The organism is Citrobacter sp. RHBSTW-00859, assembly GCF_013729795.1.
GTDB lineage: Bacteria > Pseudomonadota > Gammaproteobacteria > Enterobacterales > Enterobacteriaceae > Citrobacter > Citrobacter braakii.
Window position 1 is genome coordinate 5,141,248 of the sequence record NZ_CP056284.1, and the last position, 22,526, is coordinate 5,163,773.

Genomic DNA, 22,526 nt, shown 5'->3' on the forward strand with positions numbered 1-22,526 from the left:
GGCATTGAGGAGAAGCTCATGGCCGGCGCAAAAGAGATACGTAGTAAGATCGCAAGCGTCCAGAACACGCAGAAGATCACTAAAGCGATGGAGATGGTCGCCGCTTCCAAAATGCGTAAATCGCAGGATCGCATGGCGGCCAGCCGTCCTTATGCAGAGACCATGCGCAAAGTGATTGGTCACCTTGCGAATGGTAATCTGGAATATAAGCACCCTTACCTGGAAGAACGCGACGTTAAGCGCGTGGGCTACCTGGTGGTGTCGACCGACCGTGGTCTGTGCGGTGGCTTGAACATTAACCTGTTCAAAAAGCTGCTGGCGGATATGAAAGCATGGTCCGATAAAGGCGTTCAGTGCGATATCGCAATGATCGGCTCTAAGGGCGTGTCTTTCTTTAACTCCGTTGGCGGTAATGTGATTGCTCAGGTAACCGGCATGGGGGATAACCCTTCCCTGTCCGAACTGATCGGTCCGGTTAAAGTGATGCTGCAGGCCTACGATGAAGGTCGTCTGGACAGACTGTACGTTGTCAGCAACAAATTTATTAACACCATGTCTCAGACGCCAACCATCACCCAACTGCTGCCTCTGCCGGCATCAGATGATGATGAATTGAAGCGTAAATCCTGGGATTACCTGTATGAGCCAGACCCGAAAGCGCTGCTGGATACCCTGCTGCGTCGTTATGTCGAGTCTCAGGTTTATCAGGGCGTGGTAGAAAACCTGGCCAGCGAGCAGGCCGCACGTATGGTGGCGATGAAAGCCGCGACCGACAATGGCGGCAGCCTGATTAAAGAGCTGCAGTTGGTATACAACAAAGCTCGTCAGGCCAGCATTACTCAGGAACTCACCGAAATCGTCGGTGGTGCATCCGCGGTATAACCAGGTTAATTCGTAGAGGATTCAAGATGGCTACTGGAAAAATTGTCCAGGTAATCGGCGCCGTGGTTGACGTCGAATTCCCTCAGGATGCCGTACCGCGCGTGTACGATGCTCTTGAGGTTATGAATGGTAAAGAGAGCCTGGTGCTGGAAGTTCAGCAGCAGCTCGGCGGCGGTATCGTACGTACCATCGCCATGGGTTCTTCCGACGGTCTGCGTCGTGGTCTGGAAGTCAAAGATCTCGAGCACCCGATCGAAGTCCCGGTAGGTAAAGCAACTCTGGGTCGTATCATGAACGTCCTGGGTCACCCGATCGACATGAAAGGCGATATCGGTGAAGAAGAGCGTTGGGCTATCCACCGCGCGGCACCTTCCTATGAAGAGCTGTCCAGCTCTCAGGAACTGCTGGAAACCGGCATCAAAGTTATCGACCTGATGTGTCCGTTCGCTAAGGGCGGTAAAGTTGGTCTGTTCGGTGGTGCGGGTGTAGGTAAAACCGTAAACATGATGGAGCTGATCCGTAACATCGCGATCGAACACTCCGGTTACTCCGTGTTTGCGGGCGTGGGTGAACGTACTCGTGAGGGTAACGACTTCTACCACGAAATGACTGACTCCAACGTTCTGGACAAAGTATCCCTGGTATATGGCCAGATGAACGAGCCGCCGGGAAACCGTCTGCGCGTTGCTCTGACCGGTCTGACCATGGCTGAGAAGTTCCGTGACGAAGGTCGTGACGTTCTGCTGTTCGTTGATAACATCTATCGTTACACCCTGGCCGGTACAGAAGTATCCGCTCTGCTGGGTCGTATGCCATCAGCGGTAGGCTACCAGCCGACCCTGGCGGAAGAGATGGGTGTTCTTCAGGAACGTATCACCTCTACCAAAACCGGTTCTATCACCTCCGTTCAGGCGGTATACGTACCTGCGGATGACTTGACTGACCCATCCCCAGCAACCACCTTTGCTCACTTAGATGCAACCGTGGTACTGAGCCGTCAGATCGCCTCTCTGGGTATCTACCCGGCAGTTGACCCGCTGGACTCCACCAGCCGTCAGCTGGATCCGCTGGTTGTTGGTCAGGAACACTACGACACCGCGCGTGGCGTACAGTCTCTGCTGCAGCGTTATCAGGAACTGAAAGACATCATCGCCATCTTGGGTATGGATGAACTGTCTGAAGAAGACAAACTGGTGGTAGCACGCGCACGTAAAATTCAGCGCTTCCTGTCCCAGCCGTTCTTCGTTGCGGAAGTATTCACCGGTTCTCCGGGTAAATACGTATCCCTGAAAGACACCATCCGTGGCTTTAAAGGCATCATGGAAGGCGAATACGACCACCTGCCAGAGCAGGCGTTCTACATGGTTGGTTCTATCGACGAAGCCGTGGAAAAAGCCAAAAAACTTTAACGCCTTAATCGGAGGGTGATATGGCAATGACTTACCACCTGGACGTCGTCAGCGCAGAGCAGCAAATGTTCTCTGGTCTGGTCGAAAAAATCCAGGTAACGGGTAGTGAAGGTGAACTGGGTATTTTCCCGGGTCACGCACCGCTGCTCACCGCCATTAAGCCTGGTATGATCCGCATCGTTAAACAGTTCGGTCATGAAGAGTTTATCTATCTGTCCGGCGGCATTCTCGAAGTGCAGCCTGGCAGCGTGACCGTTCTGGCTGATACCGCGATTCGCGGACAGGATCTCGATGAAGCGAGAGCCCTGGAAGCGAAGCGTAAGGCTGAAGAGCACATCAAGAGCTCTCATGGTGACGTGGATTACGCTCAGGCATCTGCGGAACTGGCCAAAGCGATCGCGAAACTGCGCGTTATCGAGTTGACCAAAAAAGCGATGTAACACCGGCTTGAAAAGCACAAAAGCCAGTCTGGTTGCCAGGCTGGCTTTTTTTATGGTTTTGTTTCAGTGAAAGTGGAACTAAAAAGCTGTTTTATTATTTTGTGATTTATGTCACAAAAATATTGATCGGTTAAAAAATGAGGCGTAGACTCTTTTTTGTGTGATGTGTGTCACATAATTAACTCAGATAAAAACAGGATACCGACATGAAACTGATTAATAAAATCATCGCCCTTTTCAGCAGCATGGAAGTTTAGTCTTCCCGACCTGCTCTGTGGCGCGATGCTTCATACGGTTATCAGCACGCGCCAGCTGTTATTAAATCCCACTCCTCCGCTTTATCGTTTGTCCTCTTCCCTTTTAAAACTCTATTTTCCCTGTCTGTTTTTTCTACTTCTCGCTGAATCACATTAATAAAATTATACTTTTCTTTTGTAACTCTTTATTCATGCAGTAAAAAAATAGCAAAAACATTAACCTAGGCTTTAATAAGAGCAGCCTCCTGGTTTTTGGGAGACAAAAGACGCCGAAATAGACGAAAATAGAGAGTTATCAGAGGGGAAATTTCCCCGATTGAACGTTTTATCTTCGGTCCATTTCACGATGAAAAAAATGTAGTATTTTCAATGTGAAACGGTATAAATTCGTTCTCAAATTACAGTCAGGACGTGTATGTTGAATAATGCTATGAGCGTCGTGATCCTTGCCGCAGGCAAAGGCACGCGTATGTATTCCGATCTCCCTAAAGTGCTGCATACCCTCGCAGGAAAGCCGATGGTTCAGCATGTCATTGATGCCGCTAATGAATTAGGTGCGACTCACGTACATCTGGTCTATGGGCACGGTGGTGATTTGCTTAAGCAGACGCTGAAAGATGGCAATCTAAACTGGATTCTGCAGGCAGAGCAGTTGGGGACCGGCCATGCAATGCAGCAGGCAGCGCCATTCTTTGGTGATGACGAAGACATTTTAATGCTCTATGGCGATGTGCCGCTGATCTCTACCGATACCTTACGTAGCCTGCGTGATGCTAAACCGCAGGGCGGCATCGGCCTGTTAACGGTAAAACTGGATGATCCATCCGGCTATGGGCGTATTACGCGTGAGAACGGTAACGTCACCGGTATCGTCGAGCATAAAGATGCAACTGACGAGCAGCGCCAAATCCAGGAAATCAACACCGGTATTCTGATTGCCAATGGCGCTGATATGAAGCGCTGGCTGTCCAAACTCACCAATAACAATGCGCAGGGTGAATACTACATCACCGATATCATTGCGATGGCATATCAGGAAGGACGCGAAATTGCTGCGGTACATCCGGCACGTATTAGCGAAACGGAAGGGGTGAATAACCGTCTTCAGTTATCCCGTCTGGAGCGTGTTTATCAGTCTGAGCAAGCAGAGAAACTGTTGCTGGCGGGCGTGATGCTGCGCGATCCTGCACGTTTTGATCTTCGCGGTACGCTTATTCACGGGCGCGATGTTGAAATTGATACTAACGTTATCATTGAAGGTAACGTAACCGTTGGTGATCGCGTCAAGATTGGTGCTGGCTGTATCATCAAAAACAGCGTGATTGGTGAAGGTTGTGAGCTTAGCCCATACAGTGTGGTGGAAGATGCCCATCTGGAAGCCGCTTGCACCATCGGCCCATTCGCGCGTCTGCGCCCGGGGGCTGAGCTGCAGGAAGGCGCGCACGTGGGTAACTTCGTCGAAATGAAAAAAGCGCGTCTGGGTAAAGGTTCTAAAGCTGGTCATCTGACCTATCTGGGCGATGCGGAAATTGGCGATAATGTGAATATCGGCGCGGGTACGATTACCTGCAACTACGATGGTGCCAATAAGTTTAAAACCATTATTGGTGATGATGTGTTTGTGGGTTCTGATACTCAGTTGGTGGCGCCTGTCACCGTGGGTAAAGGTGCCACCATCGCTGCTGGCACTACCGTAACGCGTAATGTCGCCGATAACGAACTGGTATTAAGCCGTGTACCTCAGGTCCATAAACAGGGCTGGCAGCGTCCGGTGAAGAAGAAGTAAGTGATTTTTGCCGGATGGCGGCCTACGTGCGGTGATGTTCTGTAGGCCTGATAAGCGTAAGCGCCATCAGGCAGACAAGAGATGAGGGGATAACATAATCCTCCGCTCAACAAGCAGTACCATAAAAATAACCCCACTCTCTACAAGGCTCGGGGCGCCCGGAAAGGGCAAATACAGGTCAGCGACAACGACAGGCAAATGCCTAAATTCGGAATCAAAAAATATGTGTGGAATTGTTGGCGCTATCGCGCAGCGTGATGTAGCTGAAATCCTTCTCGAAGGTTTACGTCGTCTGGAATATCGTGGTTATGACTCTGCTGGTCTGGCCGTTGTCGATGCTGAAGGCAACATGACCCGTCTGCGTCGTCTGGGTAAAGTGCAGATGCTGACTGCTGCTGCGGAAGAACATCCGCTGCATGGTGGTACAGGTATCGCTCATACCCGTTGGGCGACACACGGTGAACCTTCAGAAGCGAACGCGCATCCCCATGTTTCTGAACACATTGTTGTGGTGCATAACGGCATCATTGAAAACCATGAACCTCTGCGTGAACTACTGAAAACCCGTGGTTACACCTTTGTTTCTGAAACCGACACCGAAGTGATTGCTCACCTGGTGCATTGGGAACTGGAACAGGGTGGTACGCTGCGTGAAGCCGTACTGCGTACTATTCCACAGTTGCGCGGTGCCTATGGCACGGTGATCATGGATACCCGTAACCCGGAAACGCTGCTGGCGGCCCGTTCAGGTAGCCCGCTGGTGATTGGTCTGGGGATGGGGGAAAACTTTATCGCTTCCGATCAGCTGGCGCTGCTGCCGGTAACCCGTCGCTTTATCTTCCTGGAAGAGGGTGACATCGCGGAAGTGACCCGTCGTTCGGTCTCTATTTTCGACAAGTCTGGCGCACAAGTGAAGCGTCAGGATATCGAATCGAATCTGCAGTATGACGCGGGCGAAAAAGGTATTTATCGCCACTACATGCAGAAAGAGATCTACGAACAGCCGAACGCAATTAAAAATACGCTGACCGGTCGCATTAGTCACGGTGAAGTGGATTTAAGCGAGCTGGGTTCACGTGCCAACGAGTTGCTGTCTCAGGTTGAGCATATCCAGATTATCGCCTGCGGTACGTCCTACAACTCCGGTATGGTGTCCCGCTACTGGTTTGAATCGCTGGCTGGTATTCCTTGTGATGTCGAAATCGCTTCCGAGTTCCGCTATCGCAAATCCGCCGTGCGTCGTAACAGCCTGATGATTACCCTTTCCCAGTCCGGTGAAACGGCGGATACCCTGGCGGGTCTGCGCTTATCTAAAGAGCTGGGCTATCTGGGCTCGCTGGCTATTTGTAACGTACCGGGATCTTCTCTGGTGCGCGAATCCGACCTGGCGATGATGACCAATGCCGGTACCGAAATCGGTGTGGCCTCGACGAAAGCATTTACCACCCAATTGACCGTTCTGCTGATGCTGGTGGCGAAACTGTCTCGTCTGAAAGGCCTGGATGCGTCTATTGAGCAGGAGATCGTTCACGGTCTGCAGGCACTGCCGAGCCGTATTGAGCAGATGCTGTCTCAGGACAAACGCATTGCCGCTCTGGCGGAAGGTTTCTCAGACAAACACCATGCGCTGTTCCTGGGGCGTGGCGATCAGTACCCGATTGCGCTGGAAGGCGCGCTGAAGCTGAAAGAGATCTCTTATATTCACGCTGAAGCATATGCTGCAGGCGAACTGAAACACGGTCCGCTGGCGCTGATTGATGCCGATATGCCGGTTATCGTAGTTGCACCGAACAACGAACTGTTGGAAAAACTGAAATCCAACATTGAAGAAGTTCGCGCTCGTGGCGGTCAGTTGTACGTCTTTGCGGACCAGGATGCTGGCTTTACCAGCAGCGAAAACATGCACATCATTGAGATGCCGCATGTGGAAGAGGTGATTGCACCGATCTTCTACACCGTTCCGTTGCAGTTGCTGGCGTATCACGTGGCGCTGATTAAAGGCACCGACGTGGACCAGCCGCGTAACCTGGCAAAGTCGGTTACCGTAGAGTAATCCGCACTTAACTGAACTGAAAATGCCCTGCTGCAAGCGGGGCATTTTTTTAGCTTGTTCTGTTTTTAATCAATTATCCCGCCTGCTTTATGTGACAAACCGTCATCTTCAACTACTGTTTTCAGTGTCATAAAAAGAAAATTTCAGCGAAATGTTATTGTCATGATGGTGATTAATATTCTGTTTTAAATGTATTTTTAGATAAAAAACTTCCCGAGTTTTTCATTGTCATAAAACTGTCATATTTCGTACATTTAACTGTCACCTGTTTGTCCTATTTTGCTCACAGTAGCAACTCAAACAACGATTTACGAAAACCGTGCAGGAGACATTATGAAAGTTATGCGTACCACTGTCGCAACTGTTGTCGCCGCGACCTTATCCATGAGCGCGTTTTCTGCGTTTGCAGCAGCGAGCTTGACAGGTGCAGGTGCAACCTTCCCTGCGCCAGTGTATGCCAAATGGGCAGATACCTATCAGAAAGAGACCGGTAGCAAAGTAAACTACCAGGGTATCGGCTCCTCCGGTGGTGTAAAACAAATTACGGCCAATACCGTTGATTTCGGCGCCTCTGACGCACCGTTGTCTGACGAGAAACTGGCGCAAGAAGGCCTGTTCCAGTTCCCGACTGTTATCGGTGGTGTGGTGCTGGCGGTGAACATCCCTGGCCTGAAATCCGGCGAACTGGTGCTGGATGGTAAAACGCTGGGCGACATCTACCTCGGTAAAATTAAGAAGTGGGATGATGAAGCCATCACCAAACTGAACCCGGGTCTGAAGCTGCCTTCTCAGAATATCGCCGTTGTGCGTCGTGCTGACGGTTCCGGCACTTCCTTCGTTTTCACCAGCTACCTGGCGAAAGTGAACGAAGAGTGGAAATCTAAAATTGGTTCCGGCTCTACCGTTAACTGGCCGACCGGTCTGGGCGGTAAAGGTAACGACGGTATCGCTGCGTTCGTACAGCGTCTGCCGGGTTCTATCGGCTACGTTGAGTACGCTTACGCTAAGCAGAACAACCTGGCGTACACCAAGCTGGTCTCTGCTGATGGCAAACCGGTAAGTCCGACCGAAGAAAACTTTGCCAACGCTGCAAAAGGCGCTGACTGGAGCAAAACCTTCGCTCAGGATCTGACTAACCAGAAAGGTGACGATGCGTGGCCGATCACTTCCACCACCTTCATCCTGGTGCATAAAGAGCAGAAGAAACCTGAGCAGGGCGCTGAAGTGCTGAAGTTCTTCGATTGGGCGTACAAAAATGGCGGCAAACAGGCTAATGACCTGGATTACGCCAGCCTGCCGGACAGCGTGGTTGATCAGATTCGTGCTGCATGGAAGACCAACGTGAAGGACAGCAGCGGTAAAGCGCTGTACTAAATACCCGTCATACTTCGAGCCGCAGCTGTGTTGGCTGTGCTTGTTCACCCCAGTCACATAGTGAATCTATGCTCCTGGGTATTCACAAGCTTGCCGCCTTGCTGCAACTCGAATTATTTAGGGTATGGCATTACGTTAGCCGGGAAGCACGATAAAATGCGTGCTTCCTGGCCCAAACTTAAAGAGTGATTTATGGCTGCAACCAAGCCTGCTTTGAACCCACCGGGTAAAAAAGGTGACATGATATTCAGCGCGCTGGTAAAACTGGCTGCGCTGATTGTGCTATTGATGTTGGGTGGCATTATTGTCTCTCTGGTTATCTCCTCCTGGCCAAGCATTCAGAAATTTGGCTTCTCCTTTCTGTGGACTAAAGAATGGGATGCGCCAAACGATATCTACGGTGCATTGGTCCCGATTTACGGTACGCTGGTCACCTCGCTTATCGCACTGCTGATCGCCGTTCCGGTGAGTTTTGGCATTGCCTTATTCCTGACTGAACTTGCTCCTGGTTGGCTGCGTCGCCCGCTGGGTATCGCTATTGAATTGCTGGCGGCAATTCCGAGTATCGTGTACGGCATGTGGGGCCTGTTTATCTTTGCCCCGCTGTTTGCGACTTACTTCCAGGAGCCGGTCGGGAACATCCTTTCCAACATTCCGTTTGTTGGCGCGCTGTTTGCGGGTCCGGCGTTTGGTATCGGTATTCTGGCCGCTGGCGTGATCCTCGCCATCATGATCATCCCGTACATTGCGGCGGTTATGCGCGATGTGTTCGAACAAACGCCGGTGCTGATGAAAGAGTCAGCCTACGGCATCGGTTGTACTACCTGGGAAGTTATTTGGCGCATCGTCCTGCCGTTCACCAAAAACGGTGTGATCGGCGGCGTGATGCTCGGTCTGGGCCGCGCGCTGGGTGAAACCATGGCGGTGACGTTCATCATCGGTAACACCTACCAGCTCGATAGTGCCTCGCTGTACATGCCGGGCAACAGTATTACTTCTGCGCTGGCGAATGAATTTGCCGAAGCGGAATCAGGACTGCACGTTGCCGCGTTGATGGAACTGGGCCTGATTCTGTTTGTGATTACCTTCATCGTGCTGGCGGCGTCTAAGTTCATGATCATGCGCCTTGCGAAGAACGAGGGGGCACGCTAATGGCTACGCTTGAAATGCAAAACACCGCTGCGCTTGCGGAATCCCGCCGTAAAATGCAGGCGCGTCGTCGTCTGAAGAACCGCATCGCGCTGACGCTCTCTATGGCGACCATGGCATTCGGTCTGTTCTGGCTTATCTGGATCCTGATGTCCACGATCACCCGCGGTATTGACGGTATGTCACTGGCGCTGTTCACCGAAATGACACCTCCGCCGAATACGGCTGGTGGTGGTCTGGCGAATGCCCTGGCCGGTAGCGGACTGTTAATTCTGTGGGCGACCGTGTTTGGTACACCGCTTGGTATTATGGCGGGCATCTACCTGGCAGAGTACGGACGTAAGTCCTGGCTGGCTGAGGTGATCCGCTTTATCAACGACATCCTGCTTTCTGCGCCATCAATCGTGGTCGGTCTGTTCGTTTACACCATCGTGGTAGCAAAAATGGAGCACTTCTCCGGCTGGGCGGGCGTTATCGCGCTGGCGCTGCTGCAGGTGCCCATTGTTATTCGTACCACGGAGAACATGCTCAAACTGGTACCGGATAGCCTGCGTGAAGCCGCCTATGCGCTGGGTACGCCGAAATGGAAGATGATTTCTGCAATCACCCTGAAGGCGTCTGTCTCAGGCATCATTACAGGCGTTTTACTGGCTATTGCACGTATCGCAGGTGAAACGGCTCCGCTGCTGTTTACGTCGCTCTCCAATCAGTTCTGGAGCACCGACATGATGCAGCCTATCGCCAACCTGCCGGTCACTATCTTTAAGTTTGCAATGAGCCCGTTTGCTGAGTGGCAGCAACTGGCCTGGGCCGGGGTACTGATTATTACCCTGTGCGTACTGCTGCTGAACATTCTGGCGCGCGTCATTTTCGCGAAGAAGAAACACGGTTAAGACGAAGTGCCGGATGGCGGCGTAAACGCCTTATCCGGCCTACGATTGAAGACATTTGTAGGCCTGAAAGCTGCGCGCCATCAGGCATGATGAGGAAAAGATTGAAATGAGTATGGTTGATACTGCCCCGGGTAAGATTCAGGTTCGTGATTTGAACTTCTACTATGGCAAGTTCCATGCCCTGAAGAACATCAACCTGGATATTGCCAAAAACCAGGTAACGGCGTTTATCGGGCCGTCAGGCTGTGGTAAATCGACGTTGCTGCGTACGTTCAATAAAATGTTTGAACTGTACCCGGAACAGCGTGCGGAAGGCGAAATCCTGCTGGATGGCGACAATATTCTCACCAACACTCAGGATATCGCTCTGCTGCGTGCCAAAGTGGGCATGGTATTCCAGAAGCCGACGCCGTTCCCGATGTCCATCTACGACAACATCGCTTTTGGCGTGCGTCTGTTTGAGAAACTCTCTCGTGCGGATATGGACGAGCGTGTGCAGTGGGCATTGACCAAGGCCGCGCTGTGGAACGAAACCAAAGATAAATTACACCAGAGCGGGTACTCTCTCTCCGGTGGTCAGCAGCAGCGTCTGTGTATTGCGCGTGGGATCGCCATTCGCCCGGAAGTGCTTCTGCTTGATGAGCCGTGTTCAGCGCTCGACCCTATTTCTACCGGGCGTATCGAAGAGCTGATCACTGAGCTGAAAGAGGATTACACCGTCGTTATCGTTACCCACAACATGCAGCAGGCTGCGCGTTGTTCCGATCACACGGCATTTATGTACCTGGGCGAGTTGATTGAGTTCAGTAACACGGACGATCTGTTCACCAAGCCCGCGAAGAAACAAACTGAAGACTACATCACCGGTCGTTACGGCTGATTCAGGAGCTTGTTGTGGATAATCTTAACCTTAATAAACATATTTCCGGCCAGTTCAATGCAGAGCTGGAAAGCATCCGTACCCAGGTGATGACCATGGGTGGCATGGTCGAGCAGCAGCTTTCTGATGCGATTACCGCCATGCACAATCAGGACAGTGAGCTGGCGAAGCGCGTCATTGAGGGCGATAAGAACGTCAATATGATGGAAGTGGCGATCGACGAGGCCTGCGTGCGTATCATTGCCAAGCGTCAGCCGACCGCCAGTGACTTGCGTCTGGTGATGGCGATTATCAAAACGATCGCTGAGCTGGAACGTATTGGCGACGTTGCGGATAAAATTTGCCGCACCGCGCTGGAGAAATTTTCTCAACAGCATCAGCCGCTGCTGGTAAGCCTGGAATCACTGGGTCGCCACACCGTACAAATGCTGCATGACGTGCTGGATGCGTTTGCGCGTATGGATCTTGACGAAGCGGTACGTATTTATCGCGAAGATAAGAAAGTCGACCAGGAGTATGAAGGTATCGTGCGTCAGCTGATGACCTACATGATGGAAGACCCGCGTACCATTCCAAGCGTGCTGACCGCGCTTTTCTGCGCGCGCTCCATCGAGCGTATCGGTGACCGTTGCCAGAATATCTGCGAATACATCTTCTACTTCGTGAAGGGACAAGACTTCCGTCACGTGGGTGGTGATGAGCTGGATAAGCTGCTGGCGGGCAAAGATCCGAAAGAGTGATGTTTGTGGCGGGTGGCGCTAACGCTTACCCGCTCTACGAGACATGCAGGCCGGATCAGCGTTAGCGCCATCCGGCCTTTCAGCTATCGCGTAATATTCCAACCCCGCGCCTTCCATAACGCTGGCAACTGTGCCAGATCGGTAAACGTCGTCACTTTTGGATGATCGATTGGTTTGTTATGCGGATCGGCGCAGAAGTAAAACACTTCCATCCCTGCAGCAATCCCCGCCTGCGCACCTGCGCTGGAGTCATCAACCAGAATGCAGTTCTCAACGTTAACGTCCATCGCTTTCGCCGCATGGAACATCAGGGCCGGATCGGGTTTCCAGCGTTGAATATCGTAGCCGCTGAACAGCAAATCAGGGAAATGGTGCAACATGCCCAGCTTACCCAGAGAGTGCTGCATTTTGCTGACCGGACCGTTAGATACCACGCACATAGGGACGGTCATACTGTCCAGCAGCGCATTAGCACCGGCAATCACCTCCAGTTCCGTATCGAATAGACGTGCGACCTCTGCGCGGTAAACCGGTTCTAATTCGGCTTTTGCCAGTTCGACACCGTGCTCTTCGTTGATAATGTCGATGATCTCGTACAGCTTTACCCCCTTGAAGCGTTTAAAAGTTTCTTCAAGATCGAGCGTAATGCCGAACGCCTGGAACATGCTGACATACGCGCGAGAACAAATCACTTCACTGTCGACAAGGGTACCGTCACAGTCAAAAAATACGGCTTCTATCTGGGACATGTCATTTCCGTTTTAACAAGTTTAACGTTTTCGTAATGCATTATTGGGCGACGCAATCGTTGCCGTATAAGCAAAATCAATGAAAAAAGTTGCTCATAACCCAACCCTATTGTCGCATTTTGGTATAGGATAGCGACGAATTTTCCCTCCTTGTTCGGAAATTGATAATGAGTCAACAACACACAACCCAGGCTTCTGGCCAGGGGATGCTGGAACGCGTGTTCAAACTGCGCGAACATGGCACGACGGCACGGACCGAAGTGATCGCCGGTTTAACCACCTTCCTGACGATGGTGTATATCGTTTTTGTTAACCCGCAAATTCTTGGCGTGGCTGGCATGGATACCAGCGCCGTCTTTGTGACCACCTGCCTGATTGCTGCATTTGGTAGCATCCTGATGGGCCTGTTTGCCAACCTGCCGGTCGCACTTGCGCCTGCTATGGGTCTGAATGCGTTCTTCGCCTTCGTGGTCGTTGGCGCGATGGGCCTGTCATGGCAGATCGGTATGGGCGCAATCTTCTGGGGCGCGGTAGGTCTGCTGCTACTGACGATTTTCCGCGTACGTTACTGGATGATTGCCAACATCCCGGTTAGTTTGCGCGTGGGGATCACCAGCGGTATTGGTCTGTTCATCGGCATGATGGGGCTGAAAAACGCTGGTGTTATCGTCGCCAACCAAGACACCTTGGTGTCTATTGGCAACCTGACGTCCCACAGCGTACTGCTCGGTATTCTGGGCTTCTTTATCATCGCGATTCTGGCTTCACGTAACATCCATGCGGCGGTACTGATCTCTATCATTGTGACCACGCTGCTGGGTTGGATGCTGGGCGATGTCCATTACAACGGGATCGTCTCCGCGCCGCCGAGCGTAATGTCCGTTATCGGGCATGTTGATCTGGCTGGTTCGTTTAACATTGGTCTTGCGGGCGTAATTTTCTCGTTCATGCTGGTCAACCTGTTCGACTCCTCCGGTACGCTAATTGGCGTCACGGATAAAGCCGGTCTGGCGGATGCGAAGGGTAAGTTTCCGCGTATGAAGCAGGCGCTGTATGTGGATAGCGTGTCATCGGTTGCTGGTGCGTTTATCGGTACTTCTTCCGTTACCGCGTATATCGAGTCTTCTTCCGGGGTTTCTGTCGGTGGACGCACTGGCCTGACCGCGGTAGTTGTCGGCCTGCTATTCCTGCTGGTTATCTTCCTGTCGCCGCTGGCGGGAATGGTACCGGGATATGCGGCCGCTGGTGCGCTGATTTACGTTGGCGTCCTGATGACATCAAGCCTGTCACGCGTGAAGTGGGATGACCTGACTGAAGCCGTTCCGGCGTTTATTACCGCCGTGATGATGCCGTTTAGCTTCTCGATTACCGAAGGTATCGCGCTGGGCTTTATTTCCTACTGTGTGATGAAAATCGGTACCGGACGTTTCCGCGATCTCAGCCCGTGCGTCATCGTTGTCGCACTGCTGTTTGTGTTGAAGATTGTGTTTATCGACGCGCATTAATTGCCGCTGAGACGGTGCTGCGCGAGGCGTGTAGACCTGATAAGCGCAGCGCCATCAGGTAAATTTGATAACCGGATACGGCCCGCCAGGCATTGCAGCCAGCGGGCTTTTTCTTTTAGGCTTTCACACGCTGGATGTAGTCGCCAAATGCGGTCAGCTGGCCGGTTAGATGGTCCAGCGTACTTTGGTCGATCACTTCACCTGTCTGCGGGTCCACTTTGTTCTGAATCACGCCACCCATAAATTCCGGCTTATTCATTACCATGGCGTCGAGGAACACCAGGATCTGACGCAGATGGTACTGGCAGCGCGCGCCGCCAATGGCGCCCATGGAGCTGGTCTGGATCAGCACCGGCTTACCCGATAATGGCTGATCCGGCAGGCGGGACAGCCAGTCGATGGCGTTCTTCAGTCCGCCAGGCACGGAATAGTTATATTCCGGTGTCACGATGACGACACCGTCAGCCTTCCTGATTTGCTCTGCCAGCGCTTCTACGCTTGCCGGAAAACCTTCTTCCTGCTGGAGGTCGGCATCGTACAGTGGGATATCACCAATTGATGGCAACGCGTTGACTTCCATTCCTGCTGGAGCAATCTTGGGCAGCGTACGGGCAACCATTCCATTAAACGAACCTTTGCGCAGACTTCCCAATAACGTAACAACATTCAATGTTTCTGACATGGTGACTCCTGTTTCATCATAAAGGTTAAATCAAAGCGTATGGCTCTTCGCTGCGCATAATTGAGAGAACCGGATCAGACGACCCGTAGGCTCATTGGCGCGGGTCTGGATATCAGGCAAACTTTTCCAGTCCTGTTTACCATCAAACTCCCAAACCTTGAGTTTTTCAATGGTTGGCGTAACCGCAACCGACCACACCAGAACATCTTCCGCATCGCAAATGGATTCAACCTGCGCAACATGGGCACATTTCAGACGTCCTGCGCCGGGTAAAAGCTGGAGTTCGTGTGGATCATCATTGCTTACATCGCCGGTGAGTTTGAGTACGCTCTGGCGCAACGTAATGAGCTGCGCGCGTGCTTCGTTGGGGTCGTTTTGGTTATTGATCCACAGATTTTCATTGCTGGAGAAGCGCCATGTTTCCGTTGAATGCGGATGGTGAAAGCTGCGGGTAGCTCGCTGCAGTTCCATATCCAGCCCGCACGTTCCTTCAGTTGTTAGCGCAACGCCAACGATATTCCCGGCATAAGAAATCGAAAATCCCGGCAGGTTCTTATCGCGAAAAATGGGCTTACCTTTGGCCTGAGTAACAATCTCGGGCAGCGTACTGGTGCCGTAAAGCATAAACATCAGTTCAGCGAGTAAACTTCGGGAAGCCAGGAAACGTGTTCGGCGATGAGCGGGGAGATCTCTTGCTTCGATATGACATGGAGAAGGGAGGCGAGCTGAAACCAGGTGTCCCTCCGTAAGAATCCCTCTGGCAAAATGTGTCGCCATTTTTCGCTCCGTGATTAATGGTCCGTGATAATTACCAGAGTAACATTTACGCGGCATCCAGGCAGGCTTTGCTGCCCAAAAAGTAAGCTGAAATAGAATACATTACGCGATATTTACATTTCTGTTGCCAGAATAGTCGATTTAGCAACAAAGTGGCGGTGCAACGTCAGGACATGTCGCGATAAAGCGCCTTGATGGTGTCTTTCAACCAGACGATCTTAGGATTATGACTGTTACGTTTGTGCCAAAGAAGGGTGAACGGTACGCGCATTTTTTCCAGCTGCGCGGCATCAAAAGGCATAGGACGCGCCACGAGCGGAAGCTGGTGGAGTTGGTTATAACGCTGGCAATAAACCGGAGCTGTGGCTATTAGCGCGTGATCCGGCTGGGCGGCCATAAACAGCGACTGCTCAAAACCGGGCAGACATAACGCAATATTGCGCGCGCGCCCCATCTCTTGCAGGACTTCATCCAGCGCCCAGGTATCGCTTTGCTCCCAGCTAATGCTGATGTGCGGATAGCGCAGAAATGTGTCCAGATTCCACTCTTCCTGCAATGCCGGATGATCTTCACGTAGCCAGACACAGGGGAGATCGGAAAACAGCACTTCATGGTCGATCGACAACGGCAGCAAACTCAACAGTTCACGCGAACGCGGATGGCTTTCCCGGCCAGTAAAGCCGATATCCACTTCGCCGCGAATAATTGCATCCAGCGAATCATAGTCCCAGTTGCGTATTTTGATCGTCGCCTGGGGATAACGCTGATAGATCTGTCGGGAGAGCGCGTTAAACATGATCATCACCAGCGGCGTTTCGGCCACCAGATCAAACTTCAGCCCGCGCGGCGCTTCATGGTGCGGCTTATCCAGCAACTGGTTGCTCATCTGCATCCACTCTGCCAGGTTCTGTTCCATGCTGACCATCAGCGGTGTTGGCGTTAGCCCCAGCGGGGTGTTTACAAACAGTGGATCGTCAAACCAGGCCCGCAGTTTCGACAGCGACTTGCTGACCGCCGACGGCGTGACGTTCATCCGTTTGGCAGTTTTGGTAACACTGCGTTCCTGCATCAACAGCTGCAGGCAGAGCAATAAATTAAGATCTAGACTGCTGAGGGATTTCTTCATGAGTTGGCGTGGACCGGTTAGGTGCAACAGTGATAATCAGCATGATACTCACTATGCTACAGCCAATCAGAATCCCGATCAGCATATTCAGCGCATCAAGACCGAGCACCGCCGCCAGCCATATCCACAGCGAGGAACCGCAAACCTGCGCAATACCTAACGCCGAGCTGGCAACGCCCGCACGCAGCGAGAAAGGTCCCAGCGCCTGGCTCATCGCGACACCGAAGCCGACCGAGAACCCGGCACAGATTAAGGTCAGCCCAAACAGCGTCACCATGTGCGAACTGGCAAGGGTTAACACCACGCCGGCAGACAGAAACAGCACTTGTGAGGTCAGCATCAGAACACGAGGTTTAAAGACGCTCAGGGCGAATGGCGTAGAGAACGAGACCGCCATACTGATGCCTGCGGTCATGGCCATCGTGGTGGCGTACTCACCACGGTCAAAGCCCATCACTTCCATCAACAGCACCGGCGAAGTATTCACGAAGGTCAGGATCACCGACACGCTGAGAGTGGTGATGGCCAGACGGCTTAAGAAAAAACGGTTCACCAGCGATTCAGATAGGTGGTTCTTCTCTGCAGATGCCGGGAGCGTCGCTGGGCGCGATTCTCGCAGGATAAACACTGACAGCAAGCAAACGGCCACCCCCATACCGATCATCGTGTAGAACAGGCTCTGCCACGGGTATTTCAGCATAATCAGATGCCCCATCACCGGCGCCAGTACCGGCACGATACAGGTGATACCGTTCAACAGCGACAGTACCTTCGCCCGGCGGCGATCGTCGAGCGTATCGCGCAGGATGGCGAAAGCCACCACATAGCAGCAGCCTGCGCCTACGCCCTGAATAAAGCGGCCTGTGAGAAACGGCGTACCGCTTTCGGCGAATGAACACAGCGCAGAGGCGAAAATAAAGATGAGGGCGCCGACAATAGCGACGGGTTTGCGTCCTGACTGGTCGGCAATTTTCCCGGCAAACAGCATCGCCGTCGCCATTCCCGCCAGATAAACCGAAAACGCGATATGCAGTTGCGCCTCGCTGGCCTGTAAATCGGCAGCAATACGGGGCAGCCCCACCAGATACATATCAATACCCGCGGGATAGAGTAACACCAGGGCGAAACTGCAGATTAGAAAGCGTGTCATAGCGACCTCATGAGGAATGTGGCGCTAAGCATACGGGCAGAGAGTCAACTGCACGAGTTGCCATTTGGACAACAGTGATTTCCATATGGGAAATTACTTGTAGCCGGATAGCCGCTTTGCTTTATCCGACTTACGCGTACTGTAGGCCCGGTAGGCATCGCACCACCGGGCAACACAACGTTATTTGCCAATACAGAAGCTGGAGAAAATCCTTCCCAGCAGATCGTCGGAGGTAAATTCCCCGGTGATCTCACTGAGGTTCTGCTGCGCCAGACGTAGTTCCTCTGCCAGCAATTCTCCGGCCCATGCTCCGAGCAGTTGGGCTTTACCCTGCTCGAGATGCTCCGCCGCTTCTGCCAGCGCCTGCAGGTGACGACGGCGCGCCAGGAAGCCGCCTTCCATATTGGTTTCAAAGCCCATGCTCTGTTTGAGATGGTTACGCAGCACGTCAACGCCTTCACCGGTACGCGCGGATAGGCGAACAAGTGAGTGGCCATTTACTTCGCTAAGGCCCAGCGTCTCACCGGTAATATCCGCTTTGTTACGCACCACGGTAATCGGCAGTTTGGCTGGCAGACGGGCAATAAAGTCTGGCCAGATGTCAGCCGGGTCCGCGGCGTCGGTGGTGGTGCCATCAACCATAAACAGAACGCGGTCGGCCTGTTCAATTTCCTGCCACGCGCGTTCGATACCAATGCGTTCAACTTCATCGCTGGCATTGCGCAGGCCGGCAGTGTCGATGATGTGCAGCGGCATACCGTCGATATGAATATGCTCACGCAGTACGTCGCGAGTCGTACCCGCAATGTCGGTCACAATGGCCGCCTCACGACCTGCCAGCGCGTTCAATAGGCTTGATTTCCCGGCATTTGGGCGACCGGCAATGACCACCTTCATCCCTTCGCGTAGCAGGCTGCCCTGACGCGCTTCGGTACGAACGGCATCGAGATCGCTGATAACGTTGTTGAGCTGCGCTTCAATCTTACCATCAGACAGGAAGTCGATTTCTTCATCCGGAAAGTCGATCGCCGCTTCCACGTAGATGCGCAGGTGAGTGAGCGCTTCCACAAGATGATTTACCCGTGCAGAAAATGCGCCCTGCAACGAGTTCAGCGCCGAGCGAGCGGCTTGCTCTGAGCTGGCATCGATCAGGTCGGCAATTGCCTCTGCCTGGGCCAGATCAAGCTTATCATTGAGAAACGCACGCTCGGAGAATTCACCCGGTCTGGCAATGCGCAGCCCGGGAATGGTCAGAATACGTTTGAGCAGCAGATCGAGAATCACCGGACCGCCGTGGCCCTGAAGCTCTAAAACATCTTCACCGGTAAAGGAGTTTGGGCCGGGGAACCACAGGGCAATTCCTTGATCCAGCGTGCTGCCATCCGCGTCTTTAAACGGAAGATAGTCGGCATAGCGCGGTTTTGGTAGTTTCCCCAGTACGGTTTCTGCAACCTCGCGCGCCTTCAGGCCGGAGATGCGCAGGATACCCACGCCACCACGTCCCGGTGGGGTGGCCTGAGCGACGATGGTGTCGTTATGGTTCATGATAGCTCTCTTGTAAATGTAAAAAAGGCGGTCTAATGACCGCCTTCTCTGGCATTAACTTTACCGTGAATACTCGAAATAATTCAAGTGCAGGAAGGCGGCAAGCAAATTCAGCCAACGCCCCTGCGACTAGTATCAGGAGTTTTTCTTCTCGCGGCTATGCAGGCCACGTTTCTCCAGACCACGGTAAATCAGCTGCTGCTGAATAATGGTTACCAGGTTGCTGACGATATAGTACAGCACCAGACCTGATGGGAACCACAGGAAGAACACGGTGAAGATGACCGGCATGAAGGTCATGATCTTCTGCTGCATCGGGTCGGTCACGGTGGTCGGAGACATCTTCTGAATGAAGAACATCGTCACGCCCATCAGGATCGGCAGGATGTAGTACGGGTCCTGTGCAGACAGGTCATGGATCCACAGAGCGAACGGCGCATGACGCAGTTCAATGGAGCCCATCAGCATGTAGTACAACGCCAGGAAGATTGGCATCTGGATGATCAGCGGGAAGCAGCCGCCCAGCGGGTTAACCTTCTCAGCTTTGTACAGGGCCATCATTTCCTGGCTCTGACGCTGTTTGTCATCGCCCAGACGCTCACGCATAGCCTGAATCTTCGGCTGCAGCATACGCATCTTCGCCATGGAGGTGTACTGCGCTTTGGTCAGCGGGTACATGATGCCACGAACGATAAAGGTGATAACGATGATGGAGAAGCCCCAGTTACCCAGGAAGCTATGGATCCACTTCAGCAGTTTGAACAGCGGCTGAGAGATGAACCACAACCAGCCGTAATCCACGGTCAGATCCAGGTGCGGTGCAACTGCCGCCATTTTATCCTGAATTTCCGGGCCGACCCACAGGGTGCTGGTCATCGCGCCAGTCTGGCCAGGCTGAACCAGCACCGGCTGTGATTTATAGCCGATAGCGGCAATGCCGTTACCCAGGTTAGCGGTATAGAAGTTGTTGGTGCCGTCGTTACGCGGAACCCATGCCGTTGCGAAATACTGTTGCAGCATTGCGACCCAGCCGTCTTTAGCATTGACGTTCAGGTTTTCGTTTTCAGCAATGGTGTCGAATTTGTATTTCTCATACTTCTCATCCGGCGTGGAGTACGCCGCGCCACGGAAGGTGTGCAGCGCAAAGTTGCTGCTACCGGTGTCGCGATGAGATGGCAGATTGATGGATTGCTTCAGCTGACCAAAGGTGGAGACTTCCAGCGGTTTTTCGCCGGCGTTCTGCACGCTGTAGTTAACGTTGACAGCATATTCACCGCGCTTGAGTACAAACGTTTTAGTGAATGTGTTACCCGCTGCGTCAGTATAGGTCATCGGGATCTGCAGTTCGTTCTGACCGTCAGCCAGTACAAACGCGTCTTTTTCGACGTTGTACAGCGGACGCGGGCCGTTAGCCGGGTTATCCGGGCCGTCACGACCTGTCAGGCCACTCTGTGCCTGGTAGATGAACTGTGGCGTGGTTTCCAGTAACTGGAACGGTTCGGTAGAACCGAGTTCTTTCGGGTAAGCTGGCAGTGAAGCCTGTTCCACATCACCACCACGGGTGTTGATGGTCAGATCAAGCACGTCAGTTTTAACCGTAATCAGTTTCCCCTGGCCACTGGCCGGTACGCCCTGGTCTGCGGCGCTACCCGCTGCGGTGGTCGTTGTCTGCGTGGTCTGTTGGGCCTGAGGTTGCGGGTTTTTATCCTGCTCCCAGGCTTGCCAGATCATGAAAGACACGAACAGCAAAGCGATGACTAAAAGATTGCGTTGCGAATCCATCGTTAGTGTTCTCTGGTATCAAATGGTCCGGGCGGGACGGGATCGTCACCACCAGGGTGTAAAGGGTGGCATTTTAATACGCGTTTCACCGTCAACCAACTGCCTTTTATCACTCCAAACCTGCGCAATGCCTCAATTCCGTAGCTCGAACAGGTTGGAGTGAAACGGCAATGCGGCCCAAGCAGCGGACTGATCAGGCGTTGATAGACCCGAATAAGGGCTATCAGGACCCGCGAGCCAGGCGACAATGGCGACGCCATAATTTTTCCAACGCTTCCGAGAGAGCACGGTTATCGAGGTCAGCAACCCCTTTTTTCGCCACCACCACGAAATCCATTGCTGGAAGTTCGTGCTGACGTAAACGAAAGCTTTCACGTGTCAGACGTTTAATCCGATTGCGTTCATGCGCGCGTTTAACGTTTTTCTTGGCGACGGTAAGACCGATACGGGGATGCCCCAGCGAATTCAGGCGGCCGAGGATGGTGATTTGCGGCGTGCCAGCCCGTTGTGGCTGCTGGAAGACGAATGTGAAATGAGTGGGAGTTAACAAACGTAACTCCCTGGGAAATGCGAGCTTAACCACTCAGGGGCTAGCTTTTATTACTTAGAAACGGTCAGACGAGAACGGCCTTTAGCACGACGACGTGCCAGAACCTGACGACCATTTTTATTAGCCATACGAGCACGGAAGCCGTGAGAACGGTTGCGCTTCAGTACAGACGGTTGAAAAGTGCGTTTCATGGCGATTTCTACCTAAACTTGAATAAATTCACTGACTTTTGCGTATACCCGAACGAATTTCGAACGACTTACGCCACAGTGTGGGTGATTAAAGAGGCCGGATTGTAATAATTGTACACTCCGGAGTCAATTCTCTTTCCTTATTTCCCGCTTTTTTCCGCATGGTTTCGCGTATAAAACAGGCAGCGTTGACGCCGTAAGGCGACCGTTACTCGCTGGGGGTAAGAATTATACGGGCTGGCGGATAAAGCGCAAGGATCGCTCGGGATCTTTATTAGATCGTTTAAGCAGTAAAGCATCTTTACTCATTAATTTTTTCAATATGCGCGCTAAAACCTGCAGCACTTCTCCAGGATCGTTTACACTTAGCCGATTCTGGATCATCCTGTGGATAAATCGGGAAGAATCTGTGAGAAACAGAAGATCTCTTTCTCAGTTTACGCTATGATCCGCGGTCCTGATCGTTTCAATGGATCCTGATCGGGTAAAAATTGCAGATAGCAATTCGCACGTCACCCTTTGCATAGGGTCTTGTCGATGTGCGTCAACAATCATGAATGTTTCAGCCTTTGTCATTTATCGACTTTTGTTCGAGTGGAGTCCGCC

General features: G+C 52.5%; 22 protein-coding genes. 11 read left to right on the forward strand and 11 right to left on the reverse strand.

Annotated elements, in window-relative coordinates:
- Positions 1-18: 18 nt before the first annotated feature.
- The 10 genes from atpG (at position 19) to phoU (ending at position 11,863) form a co-directional block, all read left to right on the forward strand.
- Positions 19-882, forward strand: coding sequence for a F0F1 ATP synthase subunit gamma (gene atpG / locus HV302_RS25840; RefSeq protein WP_016155083.1), 864 nt, complete (start codon positions 19-21; stop codon positions 880-882).
- A gap of 26 nt (positions 883-908) precedes the next feature.
- Positions 909-2,291, forward strand: a complete 1,383-nt coding sequence (gene atpD, locus HV302_RS25845) for a F0F1 ATP synthase subunit beta (protein WP_003023806.1) — start codon at positions 909-911, stop codon at positions 2,289-2,291.
- A gap of 20 nt (positions 2,292-2,311) precedes the next feature.
- Positions 2,312-2,731 (forward strand): F0F1 ATP synthase subunit epsilon, encoded by a 420-nt coding sequence (locus tag HV302_RS25850; protein ID WP_003023809.1) that lies wholly within the window; start codon positions 2,312-2,314, stop codon positions 2,729-2,731.
- Between the two features lie 672 nt (positions 2,732-3,403).
- Positions 3,404-4,774, forward strand: a complete 1,371-nt coding sequence (gene glmU, locus HV302_RS25855) for a bifunctional UDP-N-acetylglucosamine diphosphorylase/glucosamine-1-phosphate N-acetyltransferase GlmU (protein WP_019077996.1) — start codon at positions 3,404-3,406, stop codon at positions 4,772-4,774.
- 223 nt (positions 4,775-4,997) lie between these two features.
- Positions 4,998-6,827, forward strand: coding sequence for a glutamine--fructose-6-phosphate transaminase (isomerizing) (gene glmS / locus HV302_RS25860; protein ID WP_016155081.1), 1,830 nt, complete (start codon positions 4,998-5,000; stop codon positions 6,825-6,827).
- A gap of 333 nt (positions 6,828-7,160) precedes the next feature.
- Positions 7,161-8,201, forward strand: a complete 1,041-nt coding sequence (gene pstS, locus HV302_RS25865; protein ID WP_181598719.1) for a phosphate ABC transporter substrate-binding protein PstS — start codon at positions 7,161-7,163, stop codon at positions 8,199-8,201.
- 192 nt (positions 8,202-8,393) lie between these two features.
- Complete coding sequence (pstC, locus tag HV302_RS25870; protein ID WP_016155078.1) at positions 8,394-9,353, forward strand: phosphate ABC transporter permease PstC; 960 nt, start codon at positions 8,394-8,396, stop codon at positions 9,351-9,353.
- Positions 9,353-10,243: a phosphate ABC transporter permease PstA gene (gene pstA, locus HV302_RS25875; RefSeq protein WP_016155077.1), complete on the forward strand. Its 891-nt coding sequence runs from the start codon at positions 9,353-9,355 to the stop codon at positions 10,241-10,243. Before pstC ends, pstA begins: the two co-directional genes overlap by 1 nt.
- A 106-nt stretch (positions 10,244-10,349) precedes the next feature.
- Entirely contained in the window at positions 10,350-11,123 is a 774-nt protein-coding gene (pstB, locus tag HV302_RS25880; protein ID WP_003023821.1) for a phosphate ABC transporter ATP-binding protein PstB, read from the forward strand.
- 14 nt (positions 11,124-11,137) lie between these two features.
- Positions 11,138-11,863, forward strand: coding sequence for a phosphate signaling complex protein PhoU (gene phoU / locus HV302_RS25885; RefSeq protein ID WP_003023824.1), 726 nt, complete (start codon positions 11,138-11,140; stop codon positions 11,861-11,863).
- 83 nt (positions 11,864-11,946) lie between these two features.
- Here the strand turns inward: phoU and yieH are convergent, their stop codons facing one another.
- The gene (gene yieH, locus HV302_RS25890; RefSeq protein WP_047358455.1) at positions 11,947-12,612 is read right to left on the reverse strand and encodes a 6-phosphogluconate phosphatase; all 666 of its coding nucleotides are present in this window, start codon (positions 12,610-12,612) and stop codon (positions 11,947-11,949) included.
- Positions 12,613-12,779: 167 nt separating this feature from the next.
- On the opposite strand from yieH, the gene adeP reads away from it, so the two are divergent.
- Complete coding sequence (adeP, locus tag HV302_RS25895; protein ID WP_016155075.1) at positions 12,780-14,117, forward strand: adenine permease AdeP; 1,338 nt, start codon at positions 12,780-12,782, stop codon at positions 14,115-14,117.
- Positions 14,118-14,232: 115 nt separating this feature from the next.
- Here the strand turns inward: adeP and HV302_RS25900 are convergent, their stop codons facing one another.
- From HV302_RS25900 to HV302_RS28700, 10 genes are all read right to left on the reverse strand, one after another.
- Positions 14,233-14,799, reverse strand: coding sequence for an NADPH-dependent FMN reductase (locus HV302_RS25900; RefSeq protein WP_003827046.1), 567 nt, complete (start codon positions 14,797-14,799; stop codon positions 14,233-14,235).
- A gap of 30 nt (positions 14,800-14,829) precedes the next feature.
- Positions 14,830-15,576, reverse strand: a complete 747-nt coding sequence (locus HV302_RS25905; RefSeq protein WP_181626755.1) for a 4'-phosphopantetheinyl transferase family protein — start codon at positions 15,574-15,576, stop codon at positions 14,830-14,832.
- A 166-nt stretch (positions 15,577-15,742) separates the two neighbouring features.
- A complete protein-coding gene (gene yidZ / locus HV302_RS25910; RefSeq protein WP_016155073.1) occupies positions 15,743-16,702 on the reverse strand; it encodes an HTH-type transcriptional regulator YidZ in 960 nt (319 codons plus the stop codon).
- The gene (locus tag HV302_RS25915; RefSeq protein WP_049271660.1) at positions 16,671-17,852 is read right to left on the reverse strand and encodes an MFS transporter; all 1,182 of its coding nucleotides are present in this window, start codon (positions 17,850-17,852) and stop codon (positions 16,671-16,673) included. The genes yidZ and HV302_RS25915 overlap by 32 nt, the downstream gene beginning before the upstream one ends.
- Before the next feature lie 180 nt (positions 17,853-18,032).
- Complete coding sequence (gene mnmE / locus HV302_RS25920) at positions 18,033-19,397, reverse strand: tRNA uridine-5-carboxymethylaminomethyl(34) synthesis GTPase MnmE (protein ID WP_181626756.1); 1,365 nt, start codon at positions 19,395-19,397, stop codon at positions 18,033-18,035.
- Positions 19,398-19,532: 135 nt separating this feature from the next.
- Entirely contained in the window at positions 19,533-21,179 is a 1,647-nt protein-coding gene (yidC, locus tag HV302_RS25925) for a membrane protein insertase YidC (RefSeq protein WP_003023844.1), read from the reverse strand.
- A 2-nt stretch (positions 21,180-21,181) separates the two neighbouring features.
- On the reverse strand, positions 21,182-21,439 hold the full coding sequence (gene yidD, locus HV302_RS25930) for a membrane protein insertion efficiency factor YidD (RefSeq protein WP_003023846.1): 258 nt from the start codon (positions 21,437-21,439) through the stop codon (positions 21,182-21,184).
- Positions 21,403-21,762 (reverse strand): ribonuclease P protein component, encoded by a 360-nt coding sequence (rnpA, locus tag HV302_RS25935; RefSeq protein ID WP_003844432.1) that lies wholly within the window; start codon positions 21,760-21,762, stop codon positions 21,403-21,405. Before rnpA ends, yidD begins: the two co-directional genes overlap by 37 nt.
- 17 nt (positions 21,763-21,779) lie before the next feature.
- Complete coding sequence (gene rpmH / locus HV302_RS25940; RefSeq protein WP_003023858.1) at positions 21,780-21,920, reverse strand: 50S ribosomal protein L34; 141 nt, start codon at positions 21,918-21,920, stop codon at positions 21,780-21,782.
- 228 nt (positions 21,921-22,148) lie between these two features.
- Positions 22,149-22,304, reverse strand: coding sequence for a hypothetical protein (locus HV302_RS28700; RefSeq protein ID WP_418135004.1), 156 nt, complete (start codon positions 22,302-22,304; stop codon positions 22,149-22,151).
- Positions 22,305-22,526: the final 222 nt, after the last annotated feature.